Source organism: Nocardia ninae NBRC 108245 (assembly GCF_007990755.1).
Lineage (GTDB): Bacteria > Actinomycetota > Actinomycetes > Mycobacteriales > Mycobacteriaceae > Nocardia > Nocardia ninae.
In genome coordinates this window covers 118,689-136,312 of the sequence record NZ_BJXA01000010.1, presented here as the reverse complement: position 1 = coordinate 136,312, position 17,624 = coordinate 118,689, and the positions used below count along the sequence as shown (strand labels likewise).

The 17,624-nt window shown below is 67.8% G+C and carries 17 protein-coding genes; 4 read left to right on the top strand and 13 right to left on the bottom strand.

Annotation, left to right across the window (positions count from 1 at the left end):
- Positions 1–43: 43 nt before the first annotated feature.
- On the top strand, positions 44–1,003 hold the full coding sequence (locus NN4_RS10640; RefSeq protein WP_147129755.1) for an isopenicillin N synthase family dioxygenase: 960 nt from the start codon (positions 44–46) through the stop codon (positions 1,001–1,003).
- A 12-nt stretch (positions 1,004–1,015) separates the two neighbouring features.
- On the opposite strand, the gene NN4_RS10635 is transcribed toward NN4_RS10640, so the two are convergent.
- Complete coding sequence (locus NN4_RS10635) at positions 1,016–2,311, bottom strand: DoxX family protein (RefSeq protein WP_147129754.1); 1,296 nt, start codon at positions 2,309–2,311, stop codon at positions 1,016–1,018.
- Positions 2,312–2,720: 409 nt separating this feature from the next.
- On the opposite strand from NN4_RS10635, the gene NN4_RS10630 reads away from it, so the two are divergent.
- A complete protein-coding gene (locus tag NN4_RS10630; protein ID WP_147129753.1) occupies positions 2,721–3,851 on the top strand; it encodes a phosphotransferase family protein in 1,131 nt (376 codons plus the stop codon).
- An 8-nt stretch (positions 3,852–3,859) separates the two neighbouring features.
- The gene (locus NN4_RS10625; RefSeq protein WP_147129752.1) at positions 3,860–4,957 is read left to right on the top strand and encodes an Rv3169 family protein; all 1,098 of its coding nucleotides are present in this window, start codon (positions 3,860–3,862) and stop codon (positions 4,955–4,957) included.
- A 1-nt stretch (position 4,958) separates the two neighbouring features.
- Here the strand turns inward: NN4_RS10625 and NN4_RS10620 are convergent, their stop codons facing one another.
- From NN4_RS10620 to mqo, 7 genes are all read right to left on the bottom strand, one after another.
- Positions 4,959–5,351 carry a VOC family protein gene (locus NN4_RS10620; protein ID WP_186818352.1) on the bottom strand — a complete coding sequence of 131 codons (393 nt, stop codon included), beginning with the start codon at positions 5,349–5,351 and terminating at the stop codon, positions 4,959–4,961.
- Positions 5,352–5,418: 67 nt separating this feature from the next.
- Positions 5,419–5,784, bottom strand: coding sequence for a cobalamin biosynthesis protein (locus NN4_RS10615; RefSeq protein WP_147129751.1), 366 nt, complete (start codon positions 5,782–5,784; stop codon positions 5,419–5,421).
- A 29-nt stretch (positions 5,785–5,813) separates the two neighbouring features.
- The gene (locus tag NN4_RS10610; protein WP_147129750.1) at positions 5,814–7,322 is read right to left on the bottom strand and encodes a cobyrinic acid a,c-diamide synthase CobB; all 1,509 of its coding nucleotides are present in this window, start codon (positions 7,320–7,322) and stop codon (positions 5,814–5,816) included.
- A gap of 121 nt (positions 7,323–7,443) precedes the next feature.
- Positions 7,444–8,058: a cob(I)yrinic acid a,c-diamide adenosyltransferase gene (gene cobO / locus NN4_RS10605; protein ID WP_147129749.1), complete on the bottom strand. Its 615-nt coding sequence runs from the start codon at positions 8,056–8,058 to the stop codon at positions 7,444–7,446.
- A gap of 32 nt (positions 8,059–8,090) precedes the next feature.
- Complete coding sequence (locus tag NN4_RS10600) at positions 8,091–10,208, bottom strand: VWA domain-containing protein (RefSeq protein WP_147129748.1); 2,118 nt, start codon at positions 10,206–10,208, stop codon at positions 8,091–8,093.
- 194 nt (positions 10,209–10,402) lie between these two features.
- Positions 10,403–10,852, bottom strand: a complete 450-nt coding sequence (locus tag NN4_RS10595; protein WP_147129747.1) for a GNAT family N-acetyltransferase — start codon at positions 10,850–10,852, stop codon at positions 10,403–10,405.
- An 18-nt stretch (positions 10,853–10,870) separates the two neighbouring features.
- Positions 10,871–12,400, bottom strand: a complete 1,530-nt coding sequence (gene mqo / locus NN4_RS10590; protein ID WP_371865639.1) for a malate dehydrogenase (quinone) — start codon at positions 12,398–12,400, stop codon at positions 10,871–10,873.
- 199 nt (positions 12,401–12,599) lie between these two features.
- Here mqo and NN4_RS10585 point away from each other — a divergent pair, with 199 nt between their 5' ends.
- Positions 12,600–13,670, top strand: a complete 1,071-nt coding sequence (locus tag NN4_RS10585) for an alpha/beta hydrolase (protein WP_147129745.1) — start codon at positions 12,600–12,602, stop codon at positions 13,668–13,670.
- On the opposite strand, the gene NN4_RS10580 is transcribed toward NN4_RS10585, so the two are convergent.
- The 5 genes from NN4_RS10580 to map form a co-directional block, all read right to left on the bottom strand.
- The gene (locus NN4_RS10580; RefSeq protein ID WP_147129744.1) at positions 13,650–14,213 is read right to left on the bottom strand and encodes an alpha/beta hydrolase; all 564 of its coding nucleotides are present in this window, start codon (positions 14,211–14,213) and stop codon (positions 13,650–13,652) included. The two genes, NN4_RS10585 and NN4_RS10580, sit on opposite strands and share 21 nt — an antisense overlap.
- A gap of 47 nt (positions 14,214–14,260) precedes the next feature.
- A complete protein-coding gene (locus NN4_RS10575) occupies positions 14,261–14,653 on the bottom strand; it encodes a type II toxin-antitoxin system VapC family toxin (RefSeq protein ID WP_107658307.1) in 393 nt (130 codons plus the stop codon).
- Positions 14,650–14,970, bottom strand: coding sequence for an AbrB/MazE/SpoVT family DNA-binding domain-containing protein (locus NN4_RS10570; RefSeq protein ID WP_246180812.1), 321 nt, complete (start codon positions 14,968–14,970; stop codon positions 14,650–14,652). Before NN4_RS10570 ends, NN4_RS10575 begins: the two co-directional genes overlap by 4 nt.
- A gap of 70 nt (positions 14,971–15,040) precedes the next feature.
- Complete coding sequence (locus NN4_RS10565) at positions 15,041–16,597, bottom strand: cobyric acid synthase (protein WP_186818360.1); 1,557 nt, start codon at positions 16,595–16,597, stop codon at positions 15,041–15,043.
- A gap of 97 nt (positions 16,598–16,694) precedes the next feature.
- The gene (map, locus tag NN4_RS10560; protein ID WP_147129742.1) at positions 16,695–17,558 is read right to left on the bottom strand and encodes a type I methionyl aminopeptidase; all 864 of its coding nucleotides are present in this window, start codon (positions 17,556–17,558) and stop codon (positions 16,695–16,697) included.
- Positions 17,559–17,624: the final 66 nt, after the last annotated feature.

Sequence of the window (17,624 nt, the reverse complement as noted above, 5' to 3'; positions counted from 1 at the left end):
TCGGGCGCACGGCTGCGCGGCACTCCAGCAGAAGTGAGACGACATGAACGCGATCGCATCGATCGACCTGTCCCGATGGCGCGCCGGCGGTCCGGCGGCGGCCGAGATCGAGCACGAGGTGGACGAGGGCCTGCGGCGTGCCGGGTTTCTGCTGGTCTACGGCCACGGCGTGCCCGAGGGGCTGGCCGGTGACGTGCGCGGCGCCGCGCGGCGCTTCTTCGCGCTGCCGGCGGCGGTGAAGGAGAAGTATGCCGTCACCGTCGGCGGGCGGGGCTGGATCGGGCCGGGCAAGGAGGCCAACGGTTATGCCGAGGGCACCCGGACGCCACCGGATCTGAAGGAGACCTTCGCCGTGGGCGCCGACACCGCGACCGGCGAACGAGCCGTCGACGACGTCTGGTTCCTGCCCAATGTGTGGCCGGACGAAGTGCGCGAGTTGCGCGAATTGGTGACCGCGTACACCGCTGCCGTACGCACGCTGTCCGACGAACTGCTCGCCCTGTTCGCGGCGGCACTTCACCTGCCCGCCAACCCATTTCAGAACCTGGCCGGCCGGCCGACCTGGACCTGCAACATCAACCACTACCCGCCGTTGACCGCGGTCGGCGCCCCCGAGCCCGGTCAGTTCCGGATCGGCCCGCACACCGACTTCGGCACCGTCACTGTGCTGGATCGAGAGCCGGGCGCGGGCGGGCTCCAGGTGTACACCGAGGCGGAAGGCTGGGCCGACGCGCCCTACGACCCCGCCGCCCTGACGGTGAACATCGGTGACCTGCTTGCCTATTGGAGCGGTCAGCGCTGGCCGTCCGGACGGCACCGGGTGCTGCCGCCGCAGGCCTCAGCACCCGAGGAGGACCTGGTGTCCCTGATCTACTTCTACGAACTCGACCACGACGCTGTCGTCACTCCGCTGACGCCGCCGATCGGACGGGTCGGCGGCCTGCCGCCCGTCGTCTCGGCGGAGTTCCTGCGCGTCCGCCTCGACGCCATCACCATCGGCTGAGCCGAGTCCCGGTCAGAAGGCGGGATAGTCCTGGATCCATTTGAAACCGGTGCTGCGCAACGGGAATGACTCGAGGTCGACCTGCTCCAGCGACAACGTCACCGGGTGGCCGTCGAGCTGGCCATCGAGTCGCAGCCGGTCCGGCGCCTCCTGGGTGAAGGTAAAAGAGGCGATCTGGGCCGGAGTGGCCTTTGCCATGACCCCTGGATTCGCACCGGGCGACGCCGAGAGGGTGAGGGTGCGCGCTGCGGTGTCCACCGCGCCGACGACGGGGACCAAGCTGTCGTCCATCTTCTGATACGCCATTCCGGTAACGTCGACAACCAGCCGCCGCCAACGGTTCTGGTCCGTCGTCAGCGGCGGGACGACTTGCCCGTCCCTGCTGAATTCCGACACCGTCCAGATCCCGTACAGCTCGGGTTTCGGGGTACCGCCGCCACCTTCGTTCCAGAACCGCAGGCCCTCCTGGATACCGCCGGCCAACACCCACAGGCCGAGTACCGCCTGTAGACCGACTGCGAACCACCGAGCGCGCCGCGAGCGGAACGGTTCCGGCTGCCGAGCAGGCTCGGACCATCGCTGCAACACAAGGACATTCGCCAATCGACGCGCCTGTGGCGCCAGCAACACCAGCGAGATCAGCAAGAGGTGACCCGACAGGATCTTCACCGGCACGTCGAAGCTCATGTTCAGGATGAACACCTGAAGCATGCTCACCAGGCTCACCAGCGCGCCCAACGTCGCGGTTCTCGGCACGAAGAGCAGAAGCCCGCCGAGTACCTCCGCCGCGCCGAGCAGAATCTCGTACGGCTGAGAACTGCCGACCTGGAACCAGAGCACCGACATCGGCGTGAAATCGCCGTACCGGGAGATCAGCGCCGTCAGTGGTGGCTCCGCCATCTGGGTCGGAATCACCTTTGCCATTCCGTACCACAGCATCTGGCCGCCGAGGCACAACCGCATGGCGAGCAGGAACCAGGCATTGAGCCGGTGGTAGTTCGGCCGGCGGCGGTCCAGCACGCTCCACATCACGGCGGTGACGAGGGCGACGACCAGGACACAGAACAGGAAGACCCAGATGATGGCCTGGTCGCCGCTGCCCGAATCCAGGCGCAGCTCGACGTCGGCACCGAAGACATGGCGGCCGACCCATTCCCAGATCGGACGCAACGGATAGAGAAATCCGAGGATCGCCAACTCGGGCAGCTTGTCTTTGAGCACCCCGCTGTACACCCAAAGGAATTGCGGAAACATCAGGCAGAACAGGCTGAAATAGCTGAAGCAGAAACGGAAGGCAAAGCGGGTCAACGGATTCCATCTCGAGTCGTGCGCCCGCGCTTCCGCCGCTTCTTTCGTATCTGCCCCATCTGCCGGCTCCGCACTGACAGCACTCACAACGAACCCCTCACTCCGAACGCTCTGCGTGAGCGAACGGTATCGAGGCGCGCAGGATGCGAGCATCCAGGAAATCCCTGGTCTTTCCCTCGGTAATGAGTCGTACGTGCCAGCCACACCAAGCCGGTCGGGCCGGCCCGACCACCGACCGATCGTCGCATGTCAAGGCCCGGTTCCAGCCAGTGAGCGGGTTCGGTGGCCTCGCTCGTTTTCGCCCCGCGGGCCGACTGGAACGCGTTACTGTCGCGTATCGCGGCGGACCGCCGCCGAGGTGGGCTGTGCCGCGGCACGCCCGCGCGTCATGGCGTCAGGAGGACAAACGATGGCCGAAGATCCGGATCCCGCCGAGCGGCAGCAGCTGACCGTGAGCGAGCGCGATCTCGACGTGCTCGCCGAGGACCTGGCGCGCTGGCTGGATTCGCAGGTCTCCGCCGATCACCCGCCGAAGGTGGCCAACCTGTCACGGCCGCAGTCGGGCGGAATGTCGAGCACCACCATTCTTTTCGATGCGGAATGGAGCGTGGACGGACGGCACGAGAGCGGGTCGTTCGTCGCCAGGATGGCGCCGGAGAGCGGGTCGTTCCCGGTGTTCGAGACCTACGATCTGGCCACCCAGTACCAGGTGATGGCCGGCGTCGCCGAAAACACCGACGTGCCGGTGCCTGCCTTGTGCTGGCTGGAGGAAGACGAGACACCGCTCGGCACAACATTTTTCGTGATGAAGCGGGTCGACGGGCGAGTGCCGACCGACAACCCGCCGTACGTGTTCGTCGGCTGGCTCTTCGACGCGACCCCGGAAGAGCGTGCGCAGCTCACTGCGAACACCGTCGCGGTGATCGCCAAGGTGCACGCCATTGCGGATCCGGCCCAGCGATTCCCGGCTCTGCGCGGGGCCGGCCAGTCGCTGCGCAGGCATGTCGAGGCCCAGAAGGCTTGGTACCGCTGGGCTTTGGCCGACGACGGCTTCGAGATTCCGCTGCTCGAACGAGCCTTCGCGTGGCTCGACGAACACTGGCCCGCCGACCCTGGGCCCGACGTCCTCAGCTGGGGTGACGCCCGGCCCGGCAACATCATCTACCAGGGCTTCGAGCCCGCGGCGGTGTTGGACTGGGAGATGGCCGCATTGGGACCGCGTGAACTCGATGTCGCCTGGGTGATCTTCATCCACCGGTTCTTCCAGGACATCGCCACCCGATTCGATCAGCCGGGCCTGCCGGACTTCCTGCGCCGCGCCGACGTCGTCGCGAAATACGAAGAGCTGACCGGGCATACGGTGCGCGACCTCGACTGGTACCTCGTCTACGCCGCACTGCGGCACGGCATCGTGATGGCCAGGGTGAAGCGCAGGATGATCCATTTCGGCGAGGACACCGACACCCCGGACCGCGACGACTACGTGATGCACCGAGCGAGCCTGGAACGGCTGCTCGACGGAACCTACGAGTGGGATTGAGGGCAGCCATGCCAGTTCCTTTGGACGAGTACCCGATTCATCAGACCGGACTGTCCCTGGCCAGGGTCGCCAGCAGCGACCGAAACTTCTACGACCGCAGTTATTTCAACGGTCACAACCGCGACGGCGGCACCTTCTTGATCACCGGGTTCGGCGTGTACCCGAACCTCGGAGTGACCGACGCCTACGCCGCCGTCCGGCGCGGCGATATCCAGCGGACTGTCCGCTTCTCCGACGCGCTCGGCGATCGCAGCCTGGAACAGCGGGTCGGTGGGTATCGCATCGAGGTGCTCGAGCCGCTGCACCGGATCCGGGTGATCTGCGAGCACGACGACCTGTCCTTCGACCTCACCTGGGAGGGCGCCTTCCCCACCGTGCAGGAGCAGCCGCACCTGATCCTGTCGGGCAACCGGCCGATCATCGACGCGAGCCGCTTCGCCCAGGTGGGCTCGTGGGCGGGCACGCTGCACGTCGACGGGGACGACATCACCGTCGACCCGGCGGTGTGGACCGGCACCAGGGACCGGTCCTGGGGCATCCGGCCGGTCGGCGAGAGCGAGCCTGCGGGCCGGGCGGCCGCCGAGCCGTCCGGCGGTTTCTGGTGGATGTATGTGCCGCTGCGGTTCGACGATTTCGCGATCGTGATCATCGTGCAGGAGGAACCCGACGGCAAGCGCACCTTGAACGACGCCGTGCGGATCTGGCCGGACGGGCGCACCGAACAGCTCGGCTGGCCGCGCATCTCGATCGACTACCGTTCCGGCACAAGGCTTCCCGTCGGCGCCCGGCTCGAAATGAGCACGCCGGACGGCAAGCCGCTGGAGATCGAGGTAACCACGGGCACCCATGTACCGCTGCACGTGGGTTGCGGCTACGGTGGCGATCCCGACTGGCAGCACGGGCAGTGGAAGGGCCGGGACTGGTCGTTGGCCAGCCGGTACGACCTCACCGACCCGGCCATCGTCGCCCGCGCACCGTACGGCGTGATCGACCATGTGGCCCATGCCCGCTGCGGCGACGCCGAGGGCTGGGGTTTGTTCGAACACGCCACCTTCGGCCGCCACGATCCCAGCGGTTTCGCCGACTGGGGTGCGGTGGCTCCGTAGGTCAGAACGCCGGTCGTGCCAGATCGGGGCGCTTGAGGTAGTCGGTCAATCCGATCACATTGCCCCACGGATCGGCCACCTCCACACTCCAGCCGGTCGCGACTTCGAAGGGCGCGGTGAGTATGTCGACACCGCGTCCTTCGAGTTCCGCCGCGGCGGCCCTGGCATCCGGCACTTCCAGCCAGATGCGGATGGCCGGCGGCGACCCCTGCCCCGCAGCGGGATCCACCATCGCCATGATCCCCGGCGTCTCCGCCGCGACCCCGAACAACGCGATCCCCCGCTCCGGCACCGTGAACCGCACGGAAAGCCCGAGCCCGTTCGCGTAGAACTCCAGCGCCGCAGCCAGATTCCCTACCGGAACCAGCACATTGTCGATCCCTCGGATATCCACCCCGCCATGAAACCACGCGGGAGACCCAAGGTCATCTGGTTCGATCACCCAGTTGCGCGCCAGACAATCAGCCCGTTGTGCGTTGCGCCGCAGCGATAGTCACCCCGGCGACAATGCGTTTGGTGATCACCAGCGTGCCGTGCCCAGCCGCGAGGATGGCGGCAGCCTCGGCAACACTGCCCGTACCGACGGCAGCCGACGTGCGCGCGTCCGGGTTCGGCACAGGAACCTCGGCCAGCTCGGCGGCGGCGTACCCCTGCACCGCCACCCCGAGCTCAGCAGCCGCGTCACGCAGACCTGGTTCGCCCATCCGGCGATCGATGGTCGCCAAACAACTGATCTCGTTGTCGCCCAGCATCTCCCGCACGGCTGCGACTATCGGGTCAGCGGGCGTCCCGGACCGCAGGCCTAGCCCAACGGCGAGCTCAGCCACCTGACACCTGCACCAGCGCACGCCTTCGCTCAACGGCCCGCACGAGCACCTGCGTACTCGGCGACCGCGGCGACGAAACTGCTTGTAGCTCTGGGGTTTCCGGCTGGATGCGTGTGCAGGTAGGAGGCGTGGACCTGTTGGACCAGCACGCCTTCCTTGACGCGCGCGCCGTCGCTGCCGTGCCAGCCCCAGGCCGGGGTGTCCGAGCCTGCCGCGAGCAGGCGGGTCCGGTGGAATTCGTGGCCGCGGACGCGTTCCCCGGCCCGCCACAGCGGGGAATCCACCAGCGCGACCGCGTCGCGGTAGCCGAGGGTCAAGCGCGGGCCGAACTCGGCGTCGGCGTCGATGACTCCGGCCATCGGATGTCCGTCGAGGGAGCGGGTCAGGTAGAGCAAGCCCGCGCATTCCGCGTGCACGGGCATGCCGCGACGGGCCTGCGCCGCCACCACGGTCAGCAGTGGGGTGTTGGCTGCCAGTGCGGCCGCATGCTCCTCCGGGAATCCACCCGGCAACACCAAACCTGCTGTGCCGATTGGCAATTCGTCGCGCAGCGGGTCGAACACCACCACCCGCGCCCCAGCGGCCAGCAGTAACTCGCGGTGTTCGGCATAGCCGAAGGTGAATGCAGGGCCGCCTGCCATGGCGATCAATGGACCGGAGCCCACCCCGGCGACTGCTCCATCGTGCTCCGGCCGGCCCGATCCGAGCGATACACCGGACTCCGCTGCGGCGACTGCTCCATCGTGCTCCGGCCGATTTGAACCGGGTGCTACGCCGGAGACCACTTCAGCTAGAGCTTCCGCTGGATCCCAGGCCGGACCAGCAGCGGTCGAACGCGCCAGCGCAGCAATGGCTTGCAGATCCACATGTGCCGCAACCAAATCCGTCATCGCCGATACCGCGGCGGTGGCGGCAGCACCATGCTCCACCGCGGGGATCAGGCCGAGATGCCGGGATGGCACCTCCAATTCGGTCATCCGCGGGAGCGAGCCGAGCACCGGCAGCCCGACCCGATCACAGGCTGCCCGCAGCACCTGATCGTGCCGTTCACTACCAACCCGGTTGAGAATCACCCCACCGAGCCGAATACTGCTGTCGAAAGTCGCGAAGCCGTGCAGCAACGCGGCCAGACTCTGACTGTGGCCCCTGGCATCCACCACCAGCACCACGGGCGCACCGAGTAACCCGGCGACCTGCGCGGTGGACCCTTCGGCGACCGGCCCGGCATGGTTCGCATCGATGCGGCCATCGAACAGCCCCATCACGCCCTCGACCACCGCGAGATCACACTCCCGCGCACCGTGCTGATACAGCGGCACAACACGTTCCGCGCCGACGAGCACCGGATCCAGATTGCGGCCAGGCCGCCCGGCCGCCAGGCCGTGATACCCGGGATCGATGTAATCCGGCCCTACCTTGAAAGGCGCAACCCGATGACCGACCCGCCGCAGCGCACCGATCAACCCCGTTGCCACCGTGGTCTTGCCGCTCCCCGATGCGGGCGCGGCGATCACCACCGCAGGCACACCCCCGCTCATCGACACCACCGCCGCACGACCGCGCGAGCCGACGGGACGCAGCAGCCGCACCACCTCTCGGGATCCGCACCCACTCCGGGAGCCCGGAGAGAATGCAAGTCCCGAGACTCGGTGCGGGAGCTCACCATTCGATGCCGCGCTGGCCTTTACGGCCCGCGTCCATGGGGTGCTTGAGCTTGGTCATCTCGGTGACGAGATCGGCGGCGTCGATGAGCGCCTGCGGAGCGTCCCGGCCGGTGATGACCACGTGCTGATTGCCGGGACGGGTGCTCAGGGTGTCGACGACCTCGTCGATGTCGACCCAACCCCATTTGAGCGGGTAGGTGAATTCGTCGAGCACGTAGAAGCGGTGCTGCTCGGCCTTCAGACGGCGGGCGATCTCCTGCCAACCGGCGAGCGCGGCGGCGGCGTGGTCCTCGTCGCTGCCCTGCTTGCGCGTCCAGGACCAGCCTTCACCCATCTTGTGCCACTCGACCGCGCCACCGGCACCGGTCTCCTCGTGCAACGTGCCGAGGGTGCGAAAAGCGGCCTCCTCCCCCACCTTCCACTTGGCGCTCTTCACGAACTGGAACACCGCGACGTCGAAACCTTGGTTCCAGGCTCGCAGCGCCATCCCGAACGCGGCCGTCGACTTTCCTTTGCCCGGCCCCGTATGCACCGCGAGCACCGGCTGATTCCGCCGCTGCCGTGTGGTGAGCCCGTCATCGGGCACGGTCTCCGGAACACCCTTGGGCATGCACTCTCCTTGCTAGTTCGATCCCCTGCGGCTCAAGCGGCGCGGGCACCCGGGCGTCCGGACCCCGCACGCACCACATCGGCGACCGAATCACCGGTCAGCTCAGCCAGTCTCAGATATCCGCCACGCAGTTCCCGAGCCAGCTCGGCGGCCAGGCCGAGCCGGATCATGCCGCGCTCGCAGTCGACCACGATGGAGGTGACCGCGTCGTTCGCCAACAGCGCGGCGGCGGCGCGAGCGCGCGGCACCGGATCGACGCCACCGGTGGCGCGACCGTCGGTGAGCAGCACCAGCATCGGGCGCCGACGCGGGTCACGGACGCGTTCCCGCCGCACGATCTCGCGCGCCTTCAACAGACCTGCGGCGAGCGGAGTCTTGCCGCCGGTGCGCATCCCGGACAGGCGGCGCACCGCGATATCGACCGAAGACGTCGGCGGCAGTACCAGTTCGGCATCCTGCCCGCGCACGGTGATGACGGCGACCTTGTCCCGGCGCTGGTAGGCGTCGCGCAGCAGAGCGACAACGGCGCCGGTGACGGCGGAGAGCCGATCCCTGGCCGCCATCGAACCGGACGCGTCGACCACGAACACGACCAGATTGCCTTCGCGCCCTTCGCGATACGCGCCTCGGAGGTCCTCGGCGGCCAGCTTCAGCGGACCGTCGCCGCGGCCACGGGACCGCTGATGCGGCGCGGCGGCGAAGATGGTGCCGAGCAGATGCAGGCCGGTGCCGGTATCGCTGCTGGGCCGTACGACGCGACCATGGCGGGACTCGGCCCTGGAGCGACGGCCGGGAGCGCCTTCACCGATGCCCGGTACTTCCCAACGCGGCGGTGTCGCGGCGGCGGAAACCGGTGCGCCACTGCGGCCTTCACGGGTGCCGGGCCGCTGCCCACCACCGGGGCCGTCGGGATCGTCGTCGGGATCGTCACTGCTCGGAGTCGGTTCGTCCGTCCGCGACTGAGGATCTCCGGGGTTCGGCTCGTCGTCTTTCCGCGACTGGGGATCGTCGCCGCGCTGGTTATGCTCGTCGTCCGCTCGGTCGTTCGCTGCCGACTGGTTCGAGTCCGAGTCCTCCGCCTGCCGTTGGTTCGACGGGTCCGCATCGTTCGCGTCCTCGGGTGCCTGACTCTCATCGAATTCCGCTGCGTCCCCGTCGGACCGGGCCGAGCGATCCACTTCCGCAGCGGCATCCCGCATCGCGTCGTCGAGCTGATCCTCGCTGATGCCCGGCTCATCGAACGGATCGCGCCGACGCCGATGCGGCAGTGCGAGTTCCGCCGCGATCCGCACATCGTCCTCGGTGACCGCCTCCGCACCACGCCACGCGGCGTGCGCCGTCGCGGTCCGCGCGACCACCAGGTCGGCCCGCATGCCGTCGACGTCGAATGCGGCGCACAGCGCGGCAATTCGACGCAGCTCCCCATCGTCGAGCCGCACCTGGGCGACCCGGTCCCGCGCGCCGAGGATGCGCTCGGCCACCGCCCGGTCGGCGGCGGCGTAGCTCTCGGCGAACCCGGCCGGATCGGCCTCGTAGTCCAGTCGCCGCCGCACCACCGCCATCCGCACGTCCACGTTCCGCGAGGCCGCCACGTCGACGGTGAGCCCGAACCGGTCGAGCAGCTGCGGGCGCAGCTCGCCCTCTTCCGGATTCATGGTGCCGACGAGCACGAACCGCGCCGGATGCGAATGCGAGACGCCGTCGCGTTCGATGTGCACCCGGCCCATCGCCGCGGCGTCGAGCAGGACGTCGACCAGATGGTCGTGCAGCAGGTTGACCTCGTCGACGTAGAGCACGCCGTGGTGGGCGGCGGCCAGCAGTCCGGGCCGGAACGCCTGCTCCCCGTCGCGCAGCACCCGCTCCAGGTCCAGCGAGCCGACCACGCGGTCCTCGGTGGCGCCGACGGGCAGCTCCACCAGCCGCGCGGGCCGCGCACCGGTCTCGTCCACCACGGGCGGCAGCAGCTGTGCCAGCGCGCGCACCACGGTCGACTTCGCGGTGCCCTTCTCGCCGCGTACTAGCACACCGCCGATGCCGGGGTGCACCGCGCACAGGATCAGCGCCAGTTGCAGCTGCTCCTGCCCGACCACGGCGGAGAACGGAAAACCCGCCTCACCGTCGGCGGCCGGACGCGTCCGCGATCCGGTCAACGAGTGAGGGGACACAGTTTCGGCATGGGACAAGGACACGCCCCAACTCTATGCGCGCGACACGCACCCGCCGACGCGGCCCTAGGCCCTGTGTCGAAGTCCGGCCGGATGGGACTTCGACACAGGGCCTAGGGCATACCGGACCGCCCTCGTCGCGGTGGGCGACGAGGGCGGAAGGCAGGCAAGCGGGACGGTCACCCCTTGCGCATCGGAATGTGCAGGACCCCGTCCTCGTCGAATTCCTCGCCGTCGGGCTTGAACCCGTGCTTGGCGTACATGTCGACGAGGTAGGACTGCGCGTTCAGCCGCACGGTCGCCTCGCCGACCTCGGCGAGCGCGGCCTGCAGCAGGCGCGTGGTGTAGCCGTGGCCGCGGGCCGGGACGACAGTGCACAGACGTCCGATGCGGAAGGACTTCACGCCGTCGTGGTGCTCCTCGAGCAGCCGCAGGGTGGCGATCACCTCGCCCTCGTCATCGAGCCAGAAGTGCCGGGTCTCCGGCAGCAGGTCCAGCCCGTCCAACTCGGGGTACGCGCACTTCTGCTCGACGACAAAGACTTCGACGCGAAGTTTCAACAGCTGATAGAGGGTGGCGGTGTCGAGATCCAACGCCCATGACCGTTTGAGAACAACCGTTGACATCATCGCCTGTTGCTATCACACCTAGCGGCTCGCCGCGACCCCCGCATGCCTCGGCGTGTTATCTGTGCCACCCGTCAGGTTCAGCGTCTTGGAGGTCCAGTCCCATACTTCGTGGAACAACGCCTGATCCTCGGACAGCTTGACGCCCAGTGAGGGAATCATCTCCTTGAGTTTCGGCGTCCACTGCGCGTACTCGGTGGGGAAGCAGCGCTGCATGACGTCGAGCATCGCGGTGACGCCCGTCGAGGCACCCGGGGAGGCGCCGAGCAGGCCGGCGATGGTGCCGTCGGCCGCGGCGACCACGGCGGTGCCGAACTCGAGCACGCCGCCCGCGCCCTTGCGCCGGATCACCTGCACGCGCTGGCCGGCGGTGATCAGCTCCCAGTCCCGGCCGTCGGCGCGCGGGATGAACTCCGAGAGCGTGTCGACCTTGCCCGCCTGCGACTTGAGCAGCTCGCTGACCAGGTACTTGGTCAGGCCGAGTTCGGTGACGCCGACGCCGAGCAGCGAGAACAGGTTGTTCGGCTTCACCGACTTGAACAGGTCGGTGAGCTTGCCGTCCTTGAGGAACTTCGGCGTCCAGCCCGCGTAGGGGCCGAACAGCAGGCCCGGCGTGCCCTTGATGACGCGAGTGTCCAAGTGCGGCACCGACATCGGCGGCGCGCCGACGGCGGCCTTGCCGTACACCTTGGCCTCGTGCTGCTGGATGAGCTCGGGGTTGGTGCAGCGGAAGAACTGCCCGCTGACCGGGAAGCCGCCGAAGCCGTCGATCTCTTTGATGCCGGACTTCTGCAGCAGCGGCAGCGCGCCGCCGCCCGCGCCGACGAAGACGAATTTGCTGATGAGCGTGCGGGTTTCGCGGGTGCGCAGGTTGCGCACCTTGACCAGCCAAGAGCCGTCGGACTGCTTGGACAGGTCGCGCACCTCGTGGCCGAAGGCCAGGTCGGCACCGCTGGCGCCGAGGTAGGCGAGCAGTTCCTGGGTGAGCGCGCCGAAGTCGATGTCGGTGCCGCCGTCGGTCCAGTTCAGCGCGACCGGGTCGGAGAAGTCGCGGCCGCGCGCCATCAGCGGCAGCCTGCGCGCGAATTCGTCCGGGCTGTCGATGTACTCCATGCCCTCGAACAACGGATGCCGCGACAGCGCCTCGTAGCGCTTGCGCAGGTAGTCGACGTTGTCCGCGCCGTGCACGAAGCTCACGTGCGGGATCGGGTTGATGAACCGGGACGGGTCACCGAGGATGTTGTTCTCCACGGCGTAGGACCAGAACTGGCGCGACACCTGGAACCGCTCGTTGATGTCGATGGCCTTGGTGATGTCCACCGAGCCGTCGGCGTTCTGCGGGCTGTAGTTCAGTTCGCACAGGGCCGAGTGGCCGGTGCCCGCGTTGTTCCACGGGTCGCTGCTCTCCGCCGCCGCGGCGTCGAGCCGCTCGAACAGGGAGATCGACCAGTCGGGCTGCAGTTGGCGCAGCAGCGCACCGAGGGTGGCACTCATGATGCCGGCGCCGATGAGTACAACATCGGTCTTTTCAGTCATGGCAGCGTTCGGCACGGCTAGATCGACTTCCTTGTCCTTCTCGCGGGCCCACCGGGCGGGTGGACCTGCCTGGGCACGGTGCTTGCGGTTCTTGCCTCTGGTCCGTGAACCATGGCGGGAGCTAGGTTACCCGCCGTTCACCTAGCTTCAATTGTGCACCTCACCACGTCGATCCTCTGCGCCGAAACCGCGGAATGTGACTTAGATTGTGTATGTGACAAAGGAAACTTCACTTGCCGCTACGAAAACCGACACCCACCACGGGGCGGAGTGGAAAGCCGATGTCCTAGGTGAGAAGTACCAGCAGCGCACGCTTTCTTTCGGGCCTGATCCCGATGGCGAAGGCGAGGCCGTGGCCACGCTCGTCCGCTATCTGCCCGGCGACGATGTCGAACTCACCGCCGGGGCCGTGCTGTATGTGCACGGCTTTACCGACTACTTCTTTCAAGAGCATCTCGCGGAACATTTCGCGACGCTCGGATACCACTTCTACGCGCTGGACCTACGCAAGTGCGGCCGATCACTGCGCGACGGGCAGACGCCGCATTATGTGACCGATCTCGCACTGTATGACGACGAGTTGAACGAGGCATTGCGAATCGTGCGGGAGGAGACCGGCGCGCCGGTCGTCCTGAACGCGCACTCGACCGGTGGCCTGATCTTGCCGCTGTGGCTGGATCGGCTCAATCGGACCACGGGGACGGCCGCGGCCGGGGTGTCTGGTCTGGTGCTCAACAGCCCTTGGTTCGATCTGCAGGGACCGTCGTACTACCGGACCGTCGGGACGCCGATCATCAAGGCGCTCGGCCGTTTTCGGAAGATGATCGAACTGCCGGGCAGCAAGATCAGCACCTACGGTGACAGCCTGCACCACAGCGTCGCCGGCGAATGGGATTACAACCTGGACTGGAAACCGTTGCACGGCTTCCCCGTTCGGTTCGGTTGGCTGCGCGCCATCCGCAACGGCCACGCGCAACTGCACGCCGGGCTCGACATCGGGGTGCCGTCGCTGATCCTGCGTTCCCGGATGACGAAGTTCGCCCGCCGGTACGGTCCCGCCGTCGACGTGGCCGATGCGGTGTTGGACGTCAAGCAGATTCAGCGTTGGTCGGGGTGCCTCGGCGACCGCACCAACATCGTGCCGATCGACGGCGCCAAGCACGATGTGTTCCTGTCCGCGGCCGAACCGCTGGCCCACGCCTTCGCCGAGCTCGACAGCTGGCTGGAGTGGTTGGCCGTGTATCAAGCCAAGTCCGGCAACGGCTCACCAGGTGCTGGTGCGTAGCACGATCTCGGTGGCCAGTTCGTGGTCGGCCTCGGTCGCCACGTTGGCGACGTCGACGTCGACCACGCGGAACTCGCCGTAGACGAACCGCCCCGAGGCGTCGGCGACCGAGCGCGGCAGGTTCTTGGTGACCAGCACCGTGGTCGGCAACTCGACCGGACGGACCGTGGCGTCGGCGACGGTCCCGTCCGGGCCCGGAGCAGCCGGATGGCCGCGATCGGCCACCACGAGGCTGATGAAGCGGCCGAATCCGGCCGCGCACGCCCGCCATGCCAGGTCGGCGCCCGCGCCACGCGCGGCGACGTTGGCCCAGGGCACGCCGATCTGGTCCAGGATCGCGGTGACGCCCGCGGCATCGAGGCCATCGATCGACTCCAGCACCACCGTGCGCAGATCCGAATTGTGCAGTCGGACACACACCTGGTCGTAGACGTCCGCCGGGTCGCCGAGATCAGGCAGCAGCAGCACGCTGTGCCGAGATTCCGGGCCGTCGACCCGCACGGTCCAGGTCCCGTCACCTACCGTGATCTGCCGAGATTTCATGCCGAATGACGCTACACGGGTCTGCTGAACGAAGCCCTATCTTCGCGTCAGGCCAGTAGACGCATGCCCGCGCGTTCACCGGCGTTGTGGTCGAAGGTGACGGTGAGGTCGCAGCCCGCCTCCTGGCCGAGTTGCTGGATCAGCGCGTCGGCGAAATCCGCGCCCTCGGCAGCCTGGCGCAGCGCCTGGCGCACGGTGTCGGCGCGCTCGACCACGATCTCGGTCGAGTCGAGCAGGCCCAGCAACACGTCGGTGACCGCCTCCGGGTCCTGCTTGTAGCCGCGGCGCAGCACCCAGTGGATCTCGGCGAGCACGATCATCGTCACGTATCCAGGGCGACTCTCGCTGAGGCCGTCGATCACCTGATTGGCGCGCGCGGACTGCTCCGGATCGTCCTGGGTGAGGTAGCGGATCAGCACATTGGCGTCCAGACCGATCATTTCTGCTTGCCTTCCACGACATTGCCGGTGATCGCCTCGTTCATCTGCGCGAGGCCGATGGGCGAGCCGGACCAGCCGACTATCCCCTTGAGCGACTTGATGGTTCGGGTCTCCGGCACCAGTTCATAGGTGCCGTTGTCGGTGGGAACGAAGGCGACCCGGACGCCGGCCCGCAAACCCATGGCGACTCTGACGTCGATCGGGATGGTGATCTGCCCCTTGCTGGTCACCGTCGCGGACACCACATTTCCCGCCCTACCGGTGGACTTCTTGTCTGCTGCCACTTCGATCACCGACCGTGCTTCTCCCGCGCCCATCGACCCGCGCCTTACCCGGAGCCGAATTCCTTACTGAAAGGTAAGGGGCGACGTTCGTCACGTCAACAGTTCAGCTACCCAGGGTTGCTGTGCTGGGGAGCGGCTGGGTCGCCAGCGTCGGCAAGCCGGCGGGTGCACCGTCGGTGAGCAGGCGGTCGAGCTGGTCGAGATCGAGGTGTTGCTCGATCAGATCGGCGAGTAGATCGAGTTGCGCCGTGCGGACGGCGGCGACGGAAACGTCTTCGGCGACAACGAAACCGGTGCGTCCGGCGGCTGTGGCGACCGAGCGCAGCCAGGCGCGGCGGAAGTCGTCCGATTCCAGCAGGCCGTGCAGATGGGTACCCCAGAGCGCGCCGCGCACACTGCCTTCCGGGCTTCCCTCGACGTCCAGCCAGGCCGGATCGCCACTGCCTGCCACTCGCCCGTGGTGAATCTCATAGCCGTGCACCGGGATTCCTGCGGTGTCGGCGGTCGCCCCATGGCCGGTGCTGTGGCGCAACACCTTCGGATCGGCGAATTCGATCGCCAGGTCCAACAAGCCCAACCCGTCGACCTCCCCCCGGCCGGACTCCACCGGGTCGACGATTCGCTTGCCCAGCATCTGATAACCGCCACAGATGCCCAGAATCGGGCCACCCGCCGCCGCGCGGGCGCGCAAGGCCTCGGCGATTCCGCTGCGCCGCAACCACTCCAGGTCCGACACGGTGGCCTTGCTGCCGGGCAGCACCACGAGGTCGGCCCCGGCCAGCCGGGACGGATCGCTCGCCCAGCGCACGGAAACCCCTGGCTCACAGGCCAAGGCCTCGATATCGGTGGAGTTGGAGATGCGCGGCAGGCGGATGGCGGCGACGGTCAGCCACTCGGTACCGACCGGCAGGCGCGGACGACCGACCGGTGCGTCCGCGACCGTGCCGAGGGAGTCCTCGGCGTCGATCCACAGGTCCTCGGCATACGGGAGCACGCCAAGCGTGGGGCGGCCGGTCAGCTCGGTAAGGCGGTCCAAGCCGGGGCGCAGCAGCTCGACGTCGCCGCGGAACTTGTTGATCACGAAACCGGAAATCAGTTGCTGGTCTTCGGGTTCCAGGATGGCGACGGTGCCGAACAGGTGGGCCAGCACGCCGCCGCGATCGATATCGCCGACCAGCAGCACCGGCAGCCGTGCGGGCTGGGCGAGTCCCATGTTCGCCAGATCCGTGGCCCGCAGATTGATCTCGGCGGGTGATCCGGCGCCCTCACAGATCACCACGTCGAATTCGGCACGCAGCGAGGCGAGTTCGGCGGCGACCACCTCACGCAGCTCCTGCCGGTGCTGGAAGTAATCCCGCGCACCGACCGTGCCGACCGCTTTACCCCGCACCACCAACTGCGAGCGCCGATCGCTGCCCGGCTTCAGCAGCACCGGGTTGAACCGCACGCTCGGCGCGAGCCCGCACGCCTGCGCCTGCAACGCCTGCGCCCGCCCGATCTCGCCGCCGTCGAGGGTGACCACGGAATTGTTCGACATGTTCTGCGCCTTGAACGGCGCGACCCGCACGCCACGCCGCGCCAGCATCCGGCAGATGCCCGCCACCACAACGCTTTTCCCCGCGTCCGAGGTAGTCCCCGCGACCAGCAGGGCACCTTTCACGTCACTAACCACTTGCCGCACACTTTCTGATGCGCCGCATACGAATTCGCATGCGATTCCTCGTGCGGGAAATCAAGAAGTGTGCGGCTGTGGCGCCTCACGGCAGGGTGAGGATTTCTGCGCCGGTGTCGGTGACGACGAGGGTGTGCTCGAACTGCGCGGTCCACTTGCGATCCTTGGTGACCACGGTCCAGCCGTCGTCCCAGATCTCGTAGTCGATTCCACCCAGGTTGATCATCGGCTCGATGGTGAAGGTCATGCCCGGCTCGATGATCGACTCGATGGCGGGCTGGTCGTAGTGCAGGATCACCAGGCCGCTGTGGAAGGTCGGGCCGACGCCGTGCCCGGTGAAGTCGCGGACCACGCCGTAGCCGAAGCGGTTGGCGTAGGACTCGATGACGCGGCCGATGACGTTCAGCGCCCGGCCGGGCCGGACCGCCTTGATCGCCCGCATGGTGGCCTCTTCGGTCCGCTCGACCAGCAGCCGGACGTCCTCGTCCACGTCACCGGCGAGGTAGGTCTTGTTGGTGTCGCCGTGCACGCCGTGGATGTAGGCGGTGACGTCGATATTGACGATGTCGCCGTCCTCGATCACCGTCGAGTCCGGAATGCCGTGGCAGATCACCTCATTGAGCGAGGTGCAGCACGACTTCGGAAATCCCTTGTAGCCCAGGGTCGACGGGTAGGCGCCGTGGTCGCACATGTACTCGTGCGCGATCCGGTCCAGTTCGTCGGTGGTGACGCCCGGGGCGACGGCCTTGCCCGCCTCTTCCAGCGCCTGCGCCGCGATCTTGCTCGCGATCCGCATCTTGTCGATCGTCTCGGCCGTCTGCACCCAGGGCTCGCGCCCCTCGTTGACAGTCTTCTTCCACGCGTACTCCGGGCGCTCGATGGTGCGCGGGACCTCGCGGGTGGGTGACTGGATGCCGGGGACGAGCGGCTTGCGAGTGCGGACAGACATGCGAACAGAGTAATCGGATGGCGCGCGCTGCGGCAGCGCCGGACCGACACGGCGGCGCAGCGCCCG